The following is a 17,640-nucleotide window of genomic DNA, read 5'->3' as shown; positions in this document are numbered from 1 at the left end:
TATCTAAACCTACTTATTTATATAAACACAGTTAGCACCGCTGGGTTATATCCATTTAGCGATATAATAATCCCTTTTATGCATAGCGCTTGCGTTTCTACCGAGATTTGACCATGACTTCTTTAGCTAGCCAAAGCAATACTACCACTCAAAATGATTCTCAAACCACTACCACTGCTATCCAAAATATCTTAAGCAGCTTGCTCGATGTCCATCAGTTTGACCCCAGCCAAATCAAAACTGATAGCGAGAGCCTCGAGCATTGGGGCAAAGACTGGACCAAGCATTTTGCGCCTGCTGCTGCTGCTATCGTCTTTCCGAAGACTACTGAGCAAGTACAAGCGATTGTCCTCCTTGCCAATGAGCACAATGTGGTCTTAACCCCAAGTGGCGGTCGTACCGGTTTGTCAGCTGGTGCCGTCGCCGCCAATGGCGAGATTGTCGTCAGTATGGATAAGATGAATCATATTGGACAGTTTTATCCTGCTGACCGCATGGTTGAGATTGAAGCGGGGGTGGTCACTGAGCAGCTGCAACAATTCGCCGAATCAAAAGAGCTTTACTACCCTGTCGATTTTGCCTCAGCAGGTTCCAGTCAAATTGGCGGTAATATCGGCACCAATGCTGGCGGTATTAAAGTGATTCGTTATGGCATGACCCGTCAATGGATTATGGGATTGACTGTCGTCACTGGAAAAGGTGATATCTTGCAGCTTAATCGCGGTATGGTAAAAAACGCCACCGGTTATGATTTACGCCAATTATTTATCGGTAGCGAAGGTACGCTTGGTCTAGTCACTCATGCCCAAATCAAGCTTGAGCGTCAGCCCCAAGACTTAAACGTCATGGTCTTAGGCATGGACAGCTTTACTGATGTGATGAATGTGCTATCGGCTTTTCAAGCGAAAATTGATTTGACGGCGTTTGAGTTCTTTGACGATGTCGCCATTGATAAGCTTATGGCGCATGGTCAAGTACAAGAGCCTTTTGAATCGCGCACCAAATTTTATACCCTGCTAGAGTTTGAAGCGCCGTATGAGCCTATCATGGACAAAGCCATGGCAATATTCGAGGAGTGCATGGAACAAGGTTGGGTCGTCGATGGGGTGATGAGTCAGAGTCTGGCGCAAGCAGAAGAGCTGTGGAAGCTGCGCGAATATATCTCTGAAACCATCTCAGTATTCACGCCTTATAAGAATGATGTCTCGGTACTTATCAGCTATGTACCTGAATTTATCGCCGAGATTGATCATATCGTCAGTAGCAACTACCCTGACTTTGAGGTCTGTTGGTTCGGTCATATCGGTGATGGTAACTTGCATCTTAATATCTTAAAGCCTGAAAACATGAGTAAAGATGACTTTTTTAGCGAATGTCAAATCGTCAATAAATACGTGTTTGAAACGGTGCAAAAATACGGTGGTTCAGTTTCTGCAGAACATGGCGTTGGTATGACCAAAAAGCCCTATCTGAATTATAGCCGTAGCGAGACTGAGATTGAATATTTACGCGAAGTCAAAAAAGTATTTGATCCCAATAATATTATGAACCGTGGTAAGATTTTTGATATGTAATTGCTTCAATTTATTATTATTGCAATAAGTTTGATGACATAAAAAGTGACGCTAAATATCAAATTTTAGCGTCATTTTTATATTATTGTTTAGCACCATAGCCCAGCTTATAAATATAGCAGCGCCAAACCGATGACCAACAGTACACTTAAAAACCCTTGCACCACTAAAAAAGCTTGATGCGGGGCGGCGATGTGGCGCACCATATTACCAAGCGCGTTATAGGTAATGCCGGCTGCTTTAATATGAGGCGGAGTGTCAAAGGTTTTGATAATTTGCAAAAACTGTTCGGTACGCTCAGCTGACCAACCGTGCGGCGCAAAGGGTAGATACGGCGACAATTGCGCTGCTTGTTTTTTGGTGGCAGGTGACCAAAGCCAACGCTCCAAAAACAGCAAACGCATGCGCCAGTCTGAAAAATCACGCTGTGTAATCACTTGTAATACGAGCACTTGCACGTCTTTATGGCGCTTATCGGCAAAAATGCGCTGCGTCAGCGCCGCCACTTTGGCTTTTTCACCCTCCATACATTGCAAAAAATGCCCATTGCCATAACATAACGTACCTGTGATACCGTGCTGCTCGTTATAATCACGCGCATGAGCTTCTACCTCATCAAATATTGCTGCATTTAACCGTGAAGCAAGCGTCAAGCTACTGACATACACCAACTGTATCAATGCAGTATCTGCTATTTCATCTAATTTGCTAAAGGCATTAGCATGAGTTAGGGGCATAATAAAAATCCTAAAAGGTCACCATTGAAGGCAACCGAAAAAATACGCCATCTAAAATGACGTGTAAAAAAATAAAAATATTACGGATAGTAAAGATGGTGCCTCACGAAAACTGAGCAATAAAATATGGTAATAAGACCTAGTAATAAAATCGGGCAACAAAAACCTAGCAAATAATTACGCCGCTTGTCTGTGATTGTTTATGGGAGTTGCTATCATAACCAGCGCAAAGAGAAACGTGATAATAAGCGTCATTTGCGCCATAAAGGGCTAGGGCATGTCCTCAATTCAATCGATAGTCCTCTAAATGGGCTAAAAATTAAGTTACCCGCAGAGAGTATTTAAAATAAAGACAAAACACAGTGGTAAAATGCACCCTTGCAAACTTGCTAAATCGCCTCATTAAAACAAATAATGACAAAGGCAGAATTTATAACTTTTGCGTATAACTCATTGTAAATGCAAAGATAAATGATTGTAACGTTTAAATAAGCCTATTGATATGCTTTTCTCGACATTATGGTCTAAAAAGTCGTAGAAAAATCTGGGCGCTGGCGTTTACTTTTAGCAATTGCATCTATGCGAAAACACCTTTTACGTGCTTTTCTTACGATTTTTAATAGCCAGTTTTTTATAAAAACCTTATTTATAGCTGCCCTTTTTAGCAAGATTTTTAGCAAAAAAATATTAATATCGATTTATTAAGACCGATTTACAGAGACGACAGACAGGAACATTATGAGCAAAATTGAAAAATTAGATGACTTTCACCTAACCATCGCTGAGATTAAGAAAAAAGACTACCCGCAGCTTAAAGCCTTGATGGATCGCGTTTATGTCAACTTGGGCGGAGCATGGTCAAAAAACACCATTCATGCTTTGATTGATGCCTTTCCCGAAGGGCAGATTGCGCTATTTGACCACGATGAGCTGATTGGCATCGTGCTCTCTATGCGCGTCGATTACAACAAGTTCTCTAACCCGCATACTTATGATGACTTAATCGGTCATAAAGAAATCATCAGAGACAACCCTGAAGGCGACGCGATTTATGGGCTAGATGCATTAATCGACCCTGAATATCGTGGTTACCGCTTAGGTCGTAGGCTCTATGATGCGCGTAAAGAGCTGTGCCGTCAGTTAAACTTCCGCGCTATTTTAGCCGGTGGTCGTATTCCCAATTATCATAATCATCAGGATTTGACCCCGGGCGAGTATATTGAGGCTGTAGAAGCGCGTGAGATTCATGACCCAGCACTGTCGTTTCAGTTATCCAATGGCTTTATTGTTAAACGTATTTTGACCGCGTATTTGCCAGATGATGCGCAGTCAAAAGGCTTTGCGACGTTGCTTGAATGGGCAAATATCTATTATGAGCCGCAAGATTATAAGCCGAATACCCGTAAATCTGAGGTGCGTATCGGCGGTATTCAGTGGCAAATGCGTGAAGTTGAGTCACCTGAAGAGCTGTTGCAACAAGTTGAGTTTTTCGTCGATATCATGGCCGACTACAACTCTGACTTTGCTTGTTTGCCAGAATTCTTTAACGCGCCATTGATGGGACTGTGTGAATCGACTGATCAAAACGTCGCGATTCGCTTTTTGGCCGGTTATACCGAATGGTTTAAAAACGAGATTTCGCATTTGGCAGTCAGTTATAACGTCAATGTCATCACCGGTTCCATGCCGTTTTTGGACGACGATGATACTTTATATAACGTCAGTTATTTGTGCCGCCGTGACGGTACGGTCGAAGAGCAGCGTAAAATCCACATTACCCCGCATGAGCGTAGCGCGTGGGTGATTGAAGGGGGCGATGAGGTCAAAGTATTTGACACTGATGCTGGTCGTATCGGTATCTTGGTTTGCTATGATATTGAGTTCCCAGAGCTTGCGCGTTTGATGGCGCTTGATGACATGGATATTTTGTTCGTCCCATTTTGGACAGATACCCAAAACGGCTACCTGCGCGTACGCCACTGTGCCCAAGCACGGGCGATCGAAAACGAATGTTATGTGATGATTTGCGGTTCGGTCGGTAACTTGCCGCAGGTTGAAAGCTTGGACATTCAATATGCGCAGTCGTCTATTTTCTCACCTTCGGATTTTGCGTTCCCGCATGATGCGATTATGGCAGAAACAACGGCCAATACTGAGATGGTATTTTTCTCTGACGTGAACTTAGACAAGCTTATTCACGTTCGTAATGAAGGCTCGGTACATAATTTACTTGACCGCCGTGATGATTTGTTTAGCTTAAAGTGGAAAAGAAAAGCCAAAGTGCCAGCGAGTAAATTATCAGATGCTGAGCGCCGTGAAAACTCAGGTAGCGTGCTTATCGGTGACCCATTGCAAGACCGCGCGAAAAAACCTTAAGCGCTTATATTAAAAGACAAGCATTAAACATAACAATCTAAAAATTATAATAAGACGGCTGACCATTCAGCCGTTTATTTTTATCTATTAACATTTAAGCGCAAAAAAGCAGCCATTATGACCACTGATTCTAATCTCAATATTACAAAAACCCCTGAGACGCCAAAAAAAACGCCCAAGCAAAAGCTATTGTCTGTTGCTAAAAATTTGCTTATATATGGTTTGGCATTTACGATCATTTATATGGCGATTAACTGGTGGCGCCAACCGGTCATGCCAGCCAATCCGCAATTGCAACTAACCGACTATCAAGGGCAAAGCGTTGATTTGGCAGCGATGAGTCGGGATAAGCCAACGCTGGTATACTTTTGGGGAACGTGGTGTCCGGTTTGTCGGGTAACCTCGCCAACGATAGATAAGCTTGCGGCGGCGAATAATTATCCTGTGGTAACGATTGCGATTAAATCCGGTTCTGACCAAGAGTTGCATAGCTACCTTGCCGAACACAATTACCGCTTTACCACTATCAATGACCAAGAAGGTGAGATATTTGCTGATTGGCAAGGCCAAGTAACGCCGTCTTATGTGGTTTTGAAAGATGGCGAGATGACGCAAGGCTTGACCGGTATTCAGCCGCTTTGGTCGCTCAAATTGCGTTTGTGGTTATCAGAAGTTTTTTAACCCTTGGTCAATAGTATAAAATCTAATAAATGGTCAATTAAGGGGTCTAGACCTATGCTTTAATAGATGGCGCATTGCTGCTATAAGTCATTGCTTTTGGCTAAAAATAGGACGATACCGGCCAGCTCTTTTTACCCTACTCATTTTGTCATATAATAGCTGCCGTACTCCTATTCCCTTTTCTAAGTATTCTGCTAAAAATATTTTTTGTTGCAATCGTCTGATTAGTATTTATGATGGACGTGTCCATTTAAAATCAAGTGATAAGCAACCTATTTTGCGCCATGTTTTTTAAGCAAATTTTTTCAAGTAATAAGTAAAAGACTAGCATCGATTATCCAATATTTAACCCCATATATCTTTAATCTTACGCCTGAATTTAAACACAACCTTTAACCATCATCTTATAAGACACCTTCTATGACTGATAAAAGTACCGACACCCCAAGCCACGATTATAAAGACACCCTAAACCTTGCCGATACGCCATTTGCGATGCGTGCCAACCTTGCCAAACGTGAGCCAGACTGGCTGGCGGCTTGGGAAGCCGACGACGTGTACGGCAAAATTCGTCAGGCGCGGACGGGCGCAACCAAATATATTTTGCATGATGGTCCTCCATACGCCAACGGTCAGATTCACTTAGGTCATGCGGTCAATAAAGTGTTAAAAGACATTATCGTCAAGTCAAAAACCTTGTCAGGCTTTGATGCGCCTTACGTGCCAGGTTGGGACTGTCACGGTTTGCCTATCGAGCAAAAAGTCGAAGCTAAAGTCGGTAAGGTCGGTCAAAAAGTCTCAGCAACTGAATTTCGTGGCCTATGCCGCGAATATGCAAGTACCCAGATTGAGCTACAAAAGGCTGACTTTAAACGTCTGGGCGTGTTTGGTGATTGGGACAATCCTTATTTGACGATGAACTTCCATCAAGAAGCTAATATCGTACGTGCGCTTGCTAAAATTTATGACAACGGCCACGTCACCCGCGGCATGAAGCCAGTCAACTGGTGCTTGGATTGTAGCTCTGCGCTAGCAGAAGCTGAAGTGGAATACCAAGATAAAGTCTCTGATGCTATTTATGTGAGCTTTGACGTCTTAGATACCGACAAGGTTGCAGCATTAAGCGGCATTGAAGGTAACATCGCCGCAATTATCTGGACGACAACCCCTTGGACGTTACCAGCAAACCAAGCCATCTCGGTACACCCTGAGCATGACTATAGCGTGGTCGCAACTGCCAAAGGTAACTTCTTATTAGCCACTGACTTGGTTGAAAGTGCATTAAGCGAGTTTAAACTGACTAACGATGGTATCTTAGCTACCGTTTCAGGACGCGAGCTTGAAGGTCTGCGCGCCCAGCATCCATTGATTAGCGAGCGTCAAGTGCCGCTAATCCTAGGTGAGCACGTAACCACGGATAGCGGTACTGGCCTCGTCCATACCGCACCGGGGCATGGTCTTGACGATTATATCGTTGGCCTGAAATATAACTTGCCGGTTGAAAACCCAGTCAGTGGAACGGGCGTTTATCTAGACAGCGCGGCGGTATTTGCCGGTGAGCATATCTATAAAGCCAATCCGCAAATCATTGCAGCACTGCATGATAACGGCCATTTAATCAACCATACCAAAATCGAGCACAGCTATCCGCATTGCTGGCGTCATAAGTCGCCGATTATTTTCCGCGCCACCCCGCAGTGGTTTATCAGTATGGAAACCAAAGGTCTGCGTGAGCGTGCGCTTGCTGATATTCCTTCTGTCAATTGGACGCCAGCTTGGGGACAAAACCGCATTGAAGCGATGATGACCGGTCGCCCAGATTGGTGTATCTCACGCCAGCGTACGTGGGGCGTGCCGATTACCTTTTTTACTCATAAAGAAACCGGCGAGCTGCATCCTAATACGCTAGAGCTGATGGAAGTGGCCGCGCAAAAAATCGCTGCAGGCGGCGTTGAAGCTTGGTTCGATGCCAGCTGTGAAGACTTTTTAGGGGCGGAAGAGGCAGACTATGATAAAGCAACCGATACGCTAGACGTTTGGTTTGACTCAGGAACGACGCATTTTGCCGTCCTTGAGCAGCGCGATGAGCTGACCAATCCTGCCGATATGTATCTCGAAGGTTCGGATCAGCATCGCGGTTGGTTCCAGACCTCATTACTCACGTCTGAGGCGATGTACCAGCGTCCACCATTTAAACAAGTATTGACCCATGGTTTTGTCGTCGATGAAAACGGGCGCAAGATGAGTAAGTCACTTGGCAACATCATCACGCCGCAAGACGAGATCAATAAAACCGGTGCGGATATGCTACGTTTGTGGATTGCCTCGAGCGACTATCGTTATGAGATGAGCGCGGGTAAAACGGTATTTAAAGGCGCCATCGACATGTATCGCCGTATCCGTAATACCCTACGCTTCTTGCTGGCCAACACCGACGACTTTAATCCTGCGACCAACAGCGTTGATATCAATGAGCTGGTTAGCCTTGATAAATTTATTATTGAGCGTGCGCAAACGGTACAAGCGCAAATCATCAGTGCTTATGATGCGATGGACTTTCACCAAGTCACCCAGCATATCACCGCGTTTTGCTCGCAAGACTTGGGTAGCTTTTATCTCGATATTATCAAAGACCGTCAGTACACTACCCAAACTGATGGACAGCCGCGTCGCTCTGCGCAAACGGCGATTTATCATATCGCTCATGCCTTAATTCGCTGGATTACGCCGATTTTATCATTTACTGCGCAAGAAGCTTGGGAAGTATTGCAAGGTAAAAACGGCACTGACGCAGGCTACGTATTTACCGAAGCATGGTATGAGTTCCCAGCATTTGAGCTTAGCGCCATCAGTAGCGACGACTGGCAACGTATCATGCAAGCAAAAGATATGGTCAATAAACATATCGAAACCGCACGCGGTGAAAAAATCATCAATGCCAACTTGTCTGCGGGCGTTGATTTATATGCTGACGGTGCGATGTATGACAGCTTAGCCAAGCTTGGCGAAGAGCTGCGTTTTGTCCTGATTACCAGTAGCGCAACGTTAAAACCAATGAGCACCGCGCCTGCTGATAAAGCCAGCGCAAAAGCCGATAACAATGAAAATGAAGATGCATCGGGTGATTTAGTGGTTGACGTTAGCGCGGCGACGGGCACCAAATGCGTACGCTGCTGGCACATCCGTGATGATATCGGTACAGACGCGGCGCATCCTGAACTATGCGCACGCTGCGTGACCAACGTCGCAGGCGACGGCGAGGTGCGCCATTATGCCTAACTCACCTAAAAATAAGCAGCCGCAGGTTGAGGCCGATAACTCGCCTACGCCTGCGCATGCGACTACAGGTAGCTCAACCACGCCTAAAGGTCGTCTGAAGAAGACGCCAAAAATGGTCGCTAATGGCAGTCGCGCCTTTATATGGTACTTGCTGGCGCTTGCTGTGCTTATCGTTGACCAGTGGACGAAGTGGTTGGCTGAAACCAATCTCAATTTCCTTGAGCCTGTGCCCGTGATTGAGCCGTTTTTAAATTGGACGCTTGCTTATAACTATGGCGCGGCGTTTAGTTTTTTAGCAGACCAAGCAGGTTGGCAAAAATGGTTTTTTGCCGGACTGGCACTCGTAATGTCGCTATTTTTAATCGTCTATCTCGTCAAAGCACCGCGTAAAGCCAAGCTGTTATCGTTTGGTTTGGCTCTGGTGCTTGGTGGCGCTCTTGGCAACCTGATTGACCGCTTGCTCCATGGTCACGTGATTGATTTTATTCACGTGCATTACGCCGACGTTTGGCATTATCCAATCTTTAATATTGCCGATATTGGTATTTGTATTGGTGTGGCGCTGATTGTTATTGATATACTGTTTTTAGAAAAGAAACGTGATGCTTAAATGATATAAATACAATGACTTTGCAAATAGGCTACCAAATCGGTAGCCTATTTTTTTGCGCCTTTTTTGAGAGATAGTATATTAAAGATTATTGATAACGTAAGCGATATAGTCGAGTGACGCTAAAAACGCTAAAGTATATTAAGTTCAATATAAAAAGGGTGCTGCCATGTCTAATAACCAAAGGTCTAATAATCAAATAAAACCTATTGCTCAAAAGCAAATTTCTGCTGCTAATGAAAATAATAAGCACACTGTTACTTTGTCAGTGCTGCAAGCCGATATCACCACCTTAAATGTTGATGCGATTGTCAATGCGGCCAATTCAAGCTTGCTTGGTGGCGGCGGTGTCGATGGTGCAATTCATCGGGCAGCGGGACGTGAATTATTGGCGTATTGTCGTACTTTGAATGGTTGCCAGACAGGTGATGCTAAAATCAGTCCAGCGTTTAAGCTACCTTGCCAGTATGTGATTCATACGGTCGGCCCTGTTTGGCATGGTGGCAATCGTCACGAGCCAGAGCTACTCACCAGCTGTTATCGAAACTCGCTGGACTTAGCAGTTCAAAATAATCTAAGCAGCATTGCTTTTCCATCTATCAGTACCGGCGTGTATGGCTATCCAATCGAAAAAGCAGCGCAAATTGCTATGGGTACGGTAAAAGATTATCTACAAAATAGTTTAGGCGAAATGTCTGAGCTTTCAATTCGTGAAGTCATTTTTTGCTGTTTTTCAGCCAGCGATGCAGCGATTTATAAGCAAATGTTAGAGCAGTCTTAAAAGTAAAACATGCTTAGAACAATGCTTTTAATCCCGTTAAGTCGCCACCGTTTACCATAATAAATAACAACCCTGCCAAATTAATAATGACGGTCAAATAATAAACGATACGAAATTCCGGCTTTTGTGACTTATGACGTAAATAGGTTTGAGCGACCAGCGCACCGACCCAACCGCCAAGCGTACTCAACAGATGCAGCGTTGACTCAGGCGTACGCCAGTCGCCATTTTGGGCAGCGGCTTTGTCTTTGGCATACATGCCATAGGTAATGACGCCTAATATCACGTACCAAGCAACCACTAGCCAGCTTAGCTTATTCATGACCGCCAATAAAATTAAAACCCCATAAAATCCAACACCAAGGAACAAGCGTTTCTTTTGCCCTGTTTCAAATTCTGCTTGGGCGCTGCGTTTGTGATTACGCTGCCGGATTTGGTTGTTCTTTTGCGCCATTTTTTGTTGTACAAAGCTGAGTTCTTGTACATCCTTTGCTTGCAGGCGTCCCTGATTGTCTTGCCCTACTGTAAAAACCACTTGCTCGCCAATTTCGGGACGGCGCGGGGCTTTAAACGCGCTAACATGAAAAAACACCGACTCGCCCGCCGCAGTTTCGATAAAACCAAAACCTTTATCGTCTTGCCATTTTTTGATATGACCTTGTTTTCTTATATTTATCTGCTTAGTTTTCATAACTGTATACTTTTTGATTTTAATGATTATTAACGACCATTATATAACCTTCCCGCGCTCATAAAAAAAGCTAAGAGCATTACTCTTAGCTTTTTATTGACCATAAAATATCCTAACAAGACATTAAGGTATTAACGGCATTTTTTCTGTTCATACAAGTTAGTCAAATTGTTGCGGCGCTCTTTTGCAGCATTGATAGCTTCTTCAGTATTAGAATAGGTACCAATTAAGGCTGGCCAAAATAAAATTGCTGCTGCTACGTTCTTACCAGTCGCTTTACGCTCAGCGCGTGCCTTTTGTTCAAAGTCATCAGCTTCTGCTATTTCATTAAGAATTTGCTGACAAGACAAATTAACGTCACTTACTTTTTTAGTTTGTACAACATGTGGAGTTGCACACCCTTGAGCCAATAACGCGAACATTCCAATTACCAAAATAGCTTTTTTCATAATCATCTCAGAAGTTATTTAAATTACAATTATTAATATATATTTACGTTCCTTATATTAACTTTACATTTATATACAATATGAAAAATAATGTCAACTTAATTTCATCAATTAATCATCCCATATGGCAATCAATCTTATATCAGTTTATTAAACTCCTGTATTTATTACTTTTGATGAGATGCATTTAACGATTAATGATGTATCTCCATTATGGAAGTATTGATAAAATAATTCATGTCATACAGGCGACATGAACATGTACAGCAGACGGTTATGCTAAACTCTCTTTTATAATTAATCTTCTAAACCTTACTCTATAAAAGACACTTTGCTATGACCGACTCCCAATTTATCACCCCTAATGAAGACATTCGCATCACCCACGGCAGCCTTGTGAAGCTGCATTTTGAAGTATCGCTCGAAAACGGTACGGTGATTGATTCAACCTTTAACCGCGACGAGCCAGTGACGCTGACCGTTGGCGATGAGAGCTTTTTACCGGGTTTTGAGCAAGTGCTGATGAACCTACGTGCTGGCGATACGCGCACCGCCCACCTTGAGCCTGAGCAAGCGTTTGGCGAGTGGAACCCTGATAACATTCAGCATTTTAGCCGCACCCAATTTGCCTTAGTCGCTGACAATCCTGAAATCGGAATGTTGGTCGAGTTTGAAGATAAAGGCAAAAACACCCTGCCCGGTACCATTAGCGCCATCGATGACGACGAAGTTGAAGTCGACTTTAACCATCCACTTGCTGGTCAATCGGTACTGTTTAAAGTAAAAATATTCCAAGTCACCCCGCCGGGCGTCACAGGTATCAAGATTATGTAGTATGAAAAACGGCTTGAACATAAAACCTTATTGAGAATAAAAACAGGGATAAACAGATGCAATATCAAACACTGCCGCAACTGAATGAAAAAGTCTCAAAAATCTGCTTAGGAACGATGACATGGGGGCAGCAGAATAGCGAAAGCGACGCGCATGCCCAGATGGACATGGCCCTTAGTGCAGGCGTGAATTTTTGGGATACCGCCGAAATGTATCCGTCGCCGCCTGATAAAGACAAGCAAGGCGATACCGAACGCTTTATGGGCACGTGGTTTAATAAAACCAAACAGCGCGACAAGGTCATTCTTGCTAGCAAAATCTCACCGATGGATTTTTTACGCGATGGTCAGACGCGCTTTAATGCGGCGCATATTAGTAGCGCCATCGATAGCAATCTTGAGCGTTTGCAAACCGATTATATTGATATTTATCAGTTGCATTGGCCTGAACGGCAAGCGAACTTTTTTAGCCAGCGCGGTTATAGTGAAGAGATGGCAGCGCAGTCGCTGGATGATTTGACGCCTTTTTTAGAGACCATCCAAGCACTAAATGACGAGATCAAGAAAGGTCGTATTCGTGCTTATGGCTTATCGAACGATACCGCCTGGGGGCTGATGCGTTATCTGTGGGAAGCGGACAAAAATGGTTTAATCGCGCCTATCACGGTGCAAAATCCTTATAGTTTGCTCAATCGTCTATATGAAGTTGGCATGGCAGAGATTGCCCATCGTGAAAATGTTGGTTTACTTGCTTACTCGCCGCTCGGCTTTGGGGTTTTATCTGGCAAATACCTTGATGGTAAACGTCCTGCAGGCGCGCGTCTGACGATGTATGACCGCTTTGCTCGCTATACCAATGACGAAGCAAAAGCCGCCACCGCTCAATACGCCAAAATCGCTGCCGAAGCCGGTTTGGATATGGCGCAAATGGCATTGGCCTTTGTCAATTCGCGCTCGTTTGTCACTAGTAATATCGTTGGCGCAACCACCACTGAGCAGCTGCAATCAAATATCGATAGTATCAATGTCACCTTAAGCGCAGATGTGCTAAAAGCGATTGAGGCGGTACATACCCAGCACCCTAATCCGTCGCCATAACATTACGTGGTCATAGATTGATATTGTTTAGCTTTTAATAAGCTGACGTTCAAGTATTTGCATAGCAAAGAAAAAGGCACCAATCATTAGTATTTATGACTAAGATTGGCGCCTTTTTTATGACTACTTTTCTGCTACTAATTTTTCTATTAAAGCGGTTATCTTTCAAGCAGTTTTGTACTTGCTTAAGGTTTGCCAGCTTTCGTTAAAACCCGCGAATGCAGTTCAGCCAAGCCTTCTTGCATATGCGCTTGTAACAAATCGGTTAGCTGACTTTTGCTCAACCCTTTAGGATCTATCGGCTCAAGCGGTAAGACAAAAGCCGTCACGTCTTTACTATCGAGCACCTTTTTTAGGCTATCTTTCATCGTCATTTTGCCATAATAAGGCAGCGCCTCACTTAACGTGCCATCTTTATTGACATACGCAATCACCAGCGGGCGTACTGGTACGTCAGCATCTATCGCCGCTTGCAGCAAAGTGCCGTGGATACGTTTGATTTTTTTACCATCGGTGGTTGTCGCTTCTGGGAAAAAGATAACCGAAAAACCTTTGGTTAAAAAATTGGCAATTTGGGTGGCAACCGTGCCCGCATCACCGGAACCGCGCTCAATAAATACCGTCCCTGCGGCATGCGCAAGCTTACCAAAGATTGGCCAATCGCCAATTTCTGCCTTTGATAAGAAAAAAGCAGGGCTTAGCGTCCCCACTACCGGAATATCCATCCACGATACATGGTTAGACACCCATAGACCGTGATGCTGCTCTACGCGCTCGACTGCCACCACCTGCACGCCAAACGAGCCAGCCATTTTTCGGCAAAACGCTTGAATATAGCGCGGTAGCTTTTCGCGCGGCGGCTGTTTAAAGGCACCGATACGCTGGGCGGCGCGCAATCCGCCAGCGATGGTGGTGGTCATGCCAGCGATCTGTTTGCCGCGACCTAACTGCTGTTTGAGTGAAAAGCCTGACTTAGATTGGCTCATCTGTATCCCTCGTGGTTAAAAACTTATGGGTTAAAAATGCTTTATTACATCTTAGTGCTAAAAAAGCTTAATGCTTAAAAGAGTTCTGCTTAAAAAACGTATGATTATATCTCGTAAACAAGGGCAATGAGTATAACAAAATTTATTTACTCAGTGATGACTTGTACACTGAATTATGAGTGGCTTTTGTTAATAGTCTCAGCTTAAAATTTTTATAGATAAAAATATCTCCCTATAAACGCTGTAACATAAAGACATGGCTAATTGCGTTTATACGCTTTAATATCAAGTGATAAGACCACATATAGAGGGTCATATGAAAGCTATATCGATACTCATTGAAGCGGTCATAGCGATTTATCTACTTTAATAATAGGTGATACTCTTTGGAATATTTTGAAAGACATGAAGGTGGCGAGCGCGCCATTATCGTCCATTTAGACATCCGCCAAATTCAAGATCCCGATGATCTAAATGAATTTGAGCTACTTGCAGATTCGGCAGGCGCTGACCGCTTGGCACTGGTTACAGGCTCGCGTGCGCGTCCTGATGCCAAATACTTCGTTGGTAGCGGTAAAGCACAAGAAATAGCAGAATTGGTGCGCGAATACGACGCTGATATCGTACTTTTCAATCACAATTTATCGCCATCGCAAGAGCGTAATATCGAAGCTTTGGTACAATGCCGCGTGCTTGACCGCACTGGCTTAATTTTGGATATTTTTGCCCAGCGCGCCCGTACTTACGAAGGTAAGTTGCAGGTTGAGCTTGCGCAGTTAAACCACCTATCAACGCGATTGGTGCGTGGTTGGACGCATTTGGAGCGCCAAAAAGGTGGTATTGGTCTACGTGGACCCGGTGAAACTCAGCTGGAAACAGATCGCCGCTTATTACAAGTGCGTGTCAATCAGTTGAAAAATAAACTGGAAAAAGTACGCCAAACCCGCGCCCAAGGTCGAGCGCGTCGGCAAAAATCAGACGTCCCGACCATCTCGCTCGTCGGTTATACCAACGCTGGTAAATCTACCCTATTTAATCGCTTGGTCGATGAAAACATTTATGCCGCCGACCAATTATTTGCCACCCTTGACCCGACCTTGCGCCGTCTTGACTGGCAAGGAGTTGGCCGCGTGGTTTTGGTCGATACCGTGGGATTTGTCCGTCATTTGCCACATGAGTTGGTCGAGTCGTTTCATGCCACACTAGAAGAGACGCTAGAAGCCGACTTACTACTACATGTCATTGATTCATCGAGTGAAGACATGCATGAGCAAATTCAAGCGGTGAAAAACGTCCTTGCTGAGATTGACAACGATGTGCCTGTGCTGAATGTTTATAATAAAATCGACTTAACCGATGAGCCGGCGCACATTGGCTATGCAAAAGAAGGTCAACCAAATCGGGTGTATGTTTCTTCGCGCCAAAACCTAGGCATGGAAGAGTTGTCGCTTGCTGTACAGCAATTATTGACGGGCAACTTAACCACCTTTGATTTGACCCTACCGTATAACGCCGGCCAATTTAAAAACATCTTGTATGAGCTTGGCGTGATTTTGGAAGAAAGCTATGACGATAATGGTCATGAGCGCCTAACCATTCGCTTGCCAAGCGATAGGCTCAAACAGCTATTGGGGCAAGCCAATCTAAAGCCGTTAGATGTATTGCCGTTAGCGCAAGCAACATTGCTAATGCCGATACTTGAAGAGTTTGAGCAAAAAGATGAGAGTATGGATGCAGCTGCCTCTTTAACGGCAGAGGAAGAAGATGCTTTTGCTGAATTTGAAGCGTTAAACTCTGCTACAGAGGAATCTGATTCGCAAAGTTAAACAACCTCGTTGCCAGTTATTTAATCTGGGTGAAGTTAAAAAGGACGTTATCAAATGATGGTGTCCTTTTTTATATTTGTAGCATATAAGGGGTAATGGACATTTATGATATAGTCAAAATATCCTAAAAACGCGACGGTATTGCTGATATCAATTTTTTGTAGCCTCTGTCTGCGCAGGCACAGCAAGCAAGAAAAATGGATATCAGCAGTGCGTGCTGTATTGATATTACTTTTCACTCACTATACGAGACATTTAACAACAGCTTAATAGCAGCAATTAGCGCTTAGGCTTTATTAATATGTCTACTGTCTATATAATCAGCTTTTGCTAAAATGCTTTTATTGACATGCTTTTGTTAACACATTGGCATTAAACTCTCTTTTTTAGCATATTACCCTTTTTATACCCGACTTGGCTAGGATTGCTTATGAGCTCTACCTCTACTTCTAACACGCCTTTATGGATGGCGCTAATATTGACGCTGATTATGGTCGTGGTGGTTCGTGAGTTAGCAGTCGTTGTCTGCCAATGGGCGGGTATTGAAAAAGCAGCCAATATCGTCGGCCTGTTAACGATGTTTATCATTTTAATTATTTGGCGAGTGGTAAAAGGTCTACCGCATTGGCTAACCCAAGCAAGCAACACCTTACTGGTCGATAGTGGTTTTGCTTTTTTGCCCGTTTCTGCCGGTGCAGGTTTGCTGCTATTCGCGCTAGGTAATGAGTTTTGGGGCGTGATGCTGACCATGATTGTCAGCACCCTTATTCCGCTTTGGGGACTGGCTATCCTTGCCAATCGCTCGCTTAATAATAGCGATAATAAAGATGGCAGTCATGATGACGATATGAATATGACCAACAAGCACAAGGGACAGCATTAAGCTCTGTTAATAAGGTAACGTTATGAGTTTTGATAGTGTGTTTAGCGCGACCCTTGCTGCGATAGTATTAACCTTGGCCGCCCACGTTATTGCCCGTGTCCTTGCGCGCAAGCTGTCATGGTTGCCGATGGTCATCACCGCTTTGGTCTTAGTACTACTGTTTTTGTTTATTTTGCAATGGGATTATAATCATTATTACAGCGTGGCAAAACCGGTATTTGACCATCTGTTAGGCTATGTGACAGTATTATTGGCCGTGCCATTGGCGGCGATGAACTTTAAGGGTTTGCCAGTTAAAAAGCTGACCATGATTGTGGCACTGGCAAGCGTGGTTGGCGCCTTGCTCCCCATGTCATTGGCGTATGTATTTTCGCTCAGCCACGAGACCATTTTGGCATTTGCGACGCGCTCGGTGACCACACCAATTGGTCTGAGCGTCGCCGATTTGATTAAAGCGCCGCTGGCATTAGCAAACTTAATAATTATCGTTTCAGGACTGATTGGTGGCACCTTAGCGCGCTTTTTATTTCGCGGTATTGATGACGACCGCGCCAAAGGCCTCGCGCTTGGCTTAGCGGCACATGCTTTTGGCACCGTAGAAGCGTGGCAAATCAGCCATACTGCTGGACGCTATGCTGCCTTTGGCTTAGCGGTCAATGGCTTAGTGACCGCTGTTTGGGTACCTATTTTTATCAGTGCCTTATCGGTTTAAAATATTTTACCTTCTGTTCAAAACTCTTAAAGCCCATCCTACTTGCTTAATGCCAGTCAGTTAACGCTGACTGGTATTTTTTTTGGGATATTTTTGTGGTTTACCCTTAACTACCCTCGGGCAT

Annotated in this window: 15 protein-coding genes; 11 read left to right on the top strand and 4 right to left on the bottom strand. The window is 44.2% G+C overall.

What is annotated here, in order from left to right:
• The first annotated feature begins 113 nt into the window (after positions 1-113).
• Positions 114-1,574 carry an FAD-binding oxidoreductase gene (locus CXF58_RS04165; RefSeq protein ID WP_068404001.1) on the top strand — a complete coding sequence of 487 codons (1,461 nt, stop codon included), beginning with the start codon at positions 114-116 and terminating at the stop codon, positions 1,572-1,574.
• A gap of 107 nt (positions 1,575-1,681) precedes the next feature.
• On the opposite strand, the gene CXF58_RS04160 is transcribed toward CXF58_RS04165, so the two are convergent.
• On the bottom strand, positions 1,682-2,311 hold the full coding sequence (locus CXF58_RS04160) for a BLUF domain-containing protein (RefSeq protein WP_068404000.1): 630 nt from the start codon (positions 2,309-2,311) through the stop codon (positions 1,682-1,684).
• A gap of 738 nt (positions 2,312-3,049) precedes the next feature.
• On the opposite strand from CXF58_RS04160, the gene CXF58_RS04155 reads away from it, so the two are divergent.
• The 5 genes from CXF58_RS04155 to CXF58_RS04135 all read left to right on the top strand — a co-directional run bounded on the left by CXF58_RS04155 (position 3,050) and on the right by CXF58_RS04135 (position 10,038).
• Positions 3,050-4,687 (top strand): carbon-nitrogen hydrolase family protein, encoded by a 1,638-nt coding sequence (locus tag CXF58_RS04155; RefSeq protein ID WP_068403999.1) that lies wholly within the window; start codon positions 3,050-3,052, stop codon positions 4,685-4,687.
• A gap of 117 nt (positions 4,688-4,804) precedes the next feature.
• Positions 4,805-5,368, top strand: a complete 564-nt coding sequence (locus tag CXF58_RS04150; protein WP_068403998.1) for a protein disulfide oxidoreductase — start codon at positions 4,805-4,807, stop codon at positions 5,366-5,368.
• Between the two features lie 420 nt (positions 5,369-5,788).
• On the top strand, positions 5,789-8,647 hold the full coding sequence (gene ileS / locus CXF58_RS04145; RefSeq protein WP_068403996.1) for an isoleucine--tRNA ligase: 2,859 nt from the start codon (positions 5,789-5,791) through the stop codon (positions 8,645-8,647).
• Complete coding sequence (gene lspA / locus CXF58_RS04140) at positions 8,640-9,257, top strand: signal peptidase II (protein ID WP_102076705.1); 618 nt, start codon at positions 8,640-8,642, stop codon at positions 9,255-9,257. Before ileS ends, lspA begins: the two co-directional genes overlap by 8 nt.
• Before the next feature lie 169 nt (positions 9,258-9,426).
• Complete coding sequence (locus tag CXF58_RS04135) at positions 9,427-10,038, top strand: O-acetyl-ADP-ribose deacetylase (protein WP_082894242.1); 612 nt, start codon at positions 9,427-9,429, stop codon at positions 10,036-10,038.
• Between the two features lie 13 nt (positions 10,039-10,051).
• Here the strand turns inward: CXF58_RS04135 and CXF58_RS04130 are convergent, their stop codons facing one another.
• Positions 10,052-10,729: a DUF1294 domain-containing protein gene (locus tag CXF58_RS04130; protein WP_068403995.1), complete on the bottom strand. Its 678-nt coding sequence runs from the start codon at positions 10,727-10,729 to the stop codon at positions 10,052-10,054.
• Positions 10,730-10,860: 131 nt separating this feature from the next.
• Positions 10,861-11,178, bottom strand: coding sequence for a hypothetical protein (locus tag CXF58_RS04125; protein ID WP_068403993.1), 318 nt, complete (start codon positions 11,176-11,178; stop codon positions 10,861-10,863).
• 336 nt (positions 11,179-11,514) lie between these two features.
• Here CXF58_RS04125 and CXF58_RS04120 point away from each other — a divergent pair, with 336 nt between their 5' ends.
• Both CXF58_RS04120 and CXF58_RS04115 read left to right on the top strand, forming a co-directional pair.
• Positions 11,515-12,012 (top strand): FKBP-type peptidyl-prolyl cis-trans isomerase, encoded by a 498-nt coding sequence (locus tag CXF58_RS04120; RefSeq protein WP_068403991.1) that lies wholly within the window; start codon positions 11,515-11,517, stop codon positions 12,010-12,012.
• Positions 12,013-12,068: 56 nt separating this feature from the next.
• Positions 12,069-13,109: an aldo/keto reductase gene (locus CXF58_RS04115; protein WP_068403990.1), complete on the top strand. Its 1,041-nt coding sequence runs from the start codon at positions 12,069-12,071 to the stop codon at positions 13,107-13,109.
• Between the two features lie 185 nt (positions 13,110-13,294).
• Here CXF58_RS04115 and CXF58_RS04110 read toward each other — a convergent pair whose 3' ends face one another.
• On the bottom strand, positions 13,295-14,095 hold the full coding sequence (locus CXF58_RS04110; RefSeq protein ID WP_102076704.1) for a lysophospholipid acyltransferase family protein: 801 nt from the start codon (positions 14,093-14,095) through the stop codon (positions 13,295-13,297).
• A gap of 386 nt (positions 14,096-14,481) precedes the next feature.
• Here CXF58_RS04110 and hflX point away from each other — a divergent pair, with 386 nt between their 5' ends.
• The 3 genes from hflX (at position 14,482) to CXF58_RS04095 (ending at position 17,516) form a co-directional block, all read left to right on the top strand.
• Positions 14,482-15,921: a ribosome rescue GTPase HflX gene (hflX, locus tag CXF58_RS04105; protein ID WP_102076703.1), complete on the top strand. Its 1,440-nt coding sequence runs from the start codon at positions 14,482-14,484 to the stop codon at positions 15,919-15,921.
• Between the two features lie 430 nt (positions 15,922-16,351).
• Complete coding sequence (locus CXF58_RS04100) at positions 16,352-16,804, top strand: CidA/LrgA family protein (RefSeq protein WP_102076702.1); 453 nt, start codon at positions 16,352-16,354, stop codon at positions 16,802-16,804.
• Positions 16,805-16,826: 22 nt separating this feature from the next.
• Positions 16,827-17,516, top strand: a complete 690-nt coding sequence (locus CXF58_RS04095; protein ID WP_102076701.1) for an LrgB family protein — start codon at positions 16,827-16,829, stop codon at positions 17,514-17,516.
• Positions 17,517-17,640 lie beyond the last annotated feature (124 nt).

It is taken from the genome of Psychrobacter sp. Sarcosine-02u-2, assembly GCF_002836335.1.
Classification (GTDB): domain Bacteria; phylum Pseudomonadota; class Gammaproteobacteria; order Pseudomonadales; family Moraxellaceae; genus Psychrobacter; species Psychrobacter faecalis.
This window is presented reverse-complemented; position numbering and strand designations above follow the sequence as displayed.

Bases quoted from the DNA above. Each gene is read 5' to 3' on its own strand.
- CXF58_RS04160 (WP_068404000.1), bottom strand. From the start codon at position 2,311: ATGCCCCTAACTCATGCTAATGCCTTTAGCAAATTAGATGAAATAGCA.
- CXF58_RS04135 (WP_082894242.1), top strand. From the start codon at position 9,427: ATGTCTAATAACCAAAGGTCTAATAATCAAATAAAACCTATTGCTCAA.
- ileS (WP_068403996.1), top strand. From the start codon at position 5,789: ATGACTGATAAAAGTACCGACACCCCAAGCCACGATTATAAAGACACC.
- CXF58_RS04130 (WP_068403995.1), bottom strand. From the start codon at position 10,729: ATGAAAACTAAGCAGATAAATATAAGAAAACAAGGTCATATCAAAAAA.
- CXF58_RS04110 (WP_102076704.1), bottom strand. From the start codon at position 14,095: ATGAGCCAATCTAAGTCAGGCTTTTCACTCAAACAGCAGTTAGGTCGC.
- CXF58_RS04100 (WP_102076702.1), top strand. From the start codon at position 16,352: ATGAGCTCTACCTCTACTTCTAACACGCCTTTATGGATGGCGCTAATA.
- CXF58_RS04120 (WP_068403991.1), top strand. From the start codon at position 11,515: ATGACCGACTCCCAATTTATCACCCCTAATGAAGACATTCGCATCACC.
- lspA (WP_102076705.1), top strand. From the start codon at position 8,640: ATGCCTAACTCACCTAAAAATAAGCAGCCGCAGGTTGAGGCCGATAAC.
- CXF58_RS04165 (WP_068404001.1), top strand. From the start codon at position 114: ATGACTTCTTTAGCTAGCCAAAGCAATACTACCACTCAAAATGATTCT.
- CXF58_RS04115 (WP_068403990.1), top strand. From the start codon at position 12,069: ATGCAATATCAAACACTGCCGCAACTGAATGAAAAAGTCTCAAAAATC.
- CXF58_RS04155 (WP_068403999.1), top strand. From the start codon at position 3,050: ATGAGCAAAATTGAAAAATTAGATGACTTTCACCTAACCATCGCTGAG.
- CXF58_RS04150 (WP_068403998.1), top strand. From the start codon at position 4,805: ATGACCACTGATTCTAATCTCAATATTACAAAAACCCCTGAGACGCCA.
- CXF58_RS04125 (WP_068403993.1), bottom strand. From the start codon at position 11,178: ATGAAAAAAGCTATTTTGGTAATTGGAATGTTCGCGTTATTGGCTCAA.
- CXF58_RS04095 (WP_102076701.1), top strand. From the start codon at position 16,827: ATGAGTTTTGATAGTGTGTTTAGCGCGACCCTTGCTGCGATAGTATTA.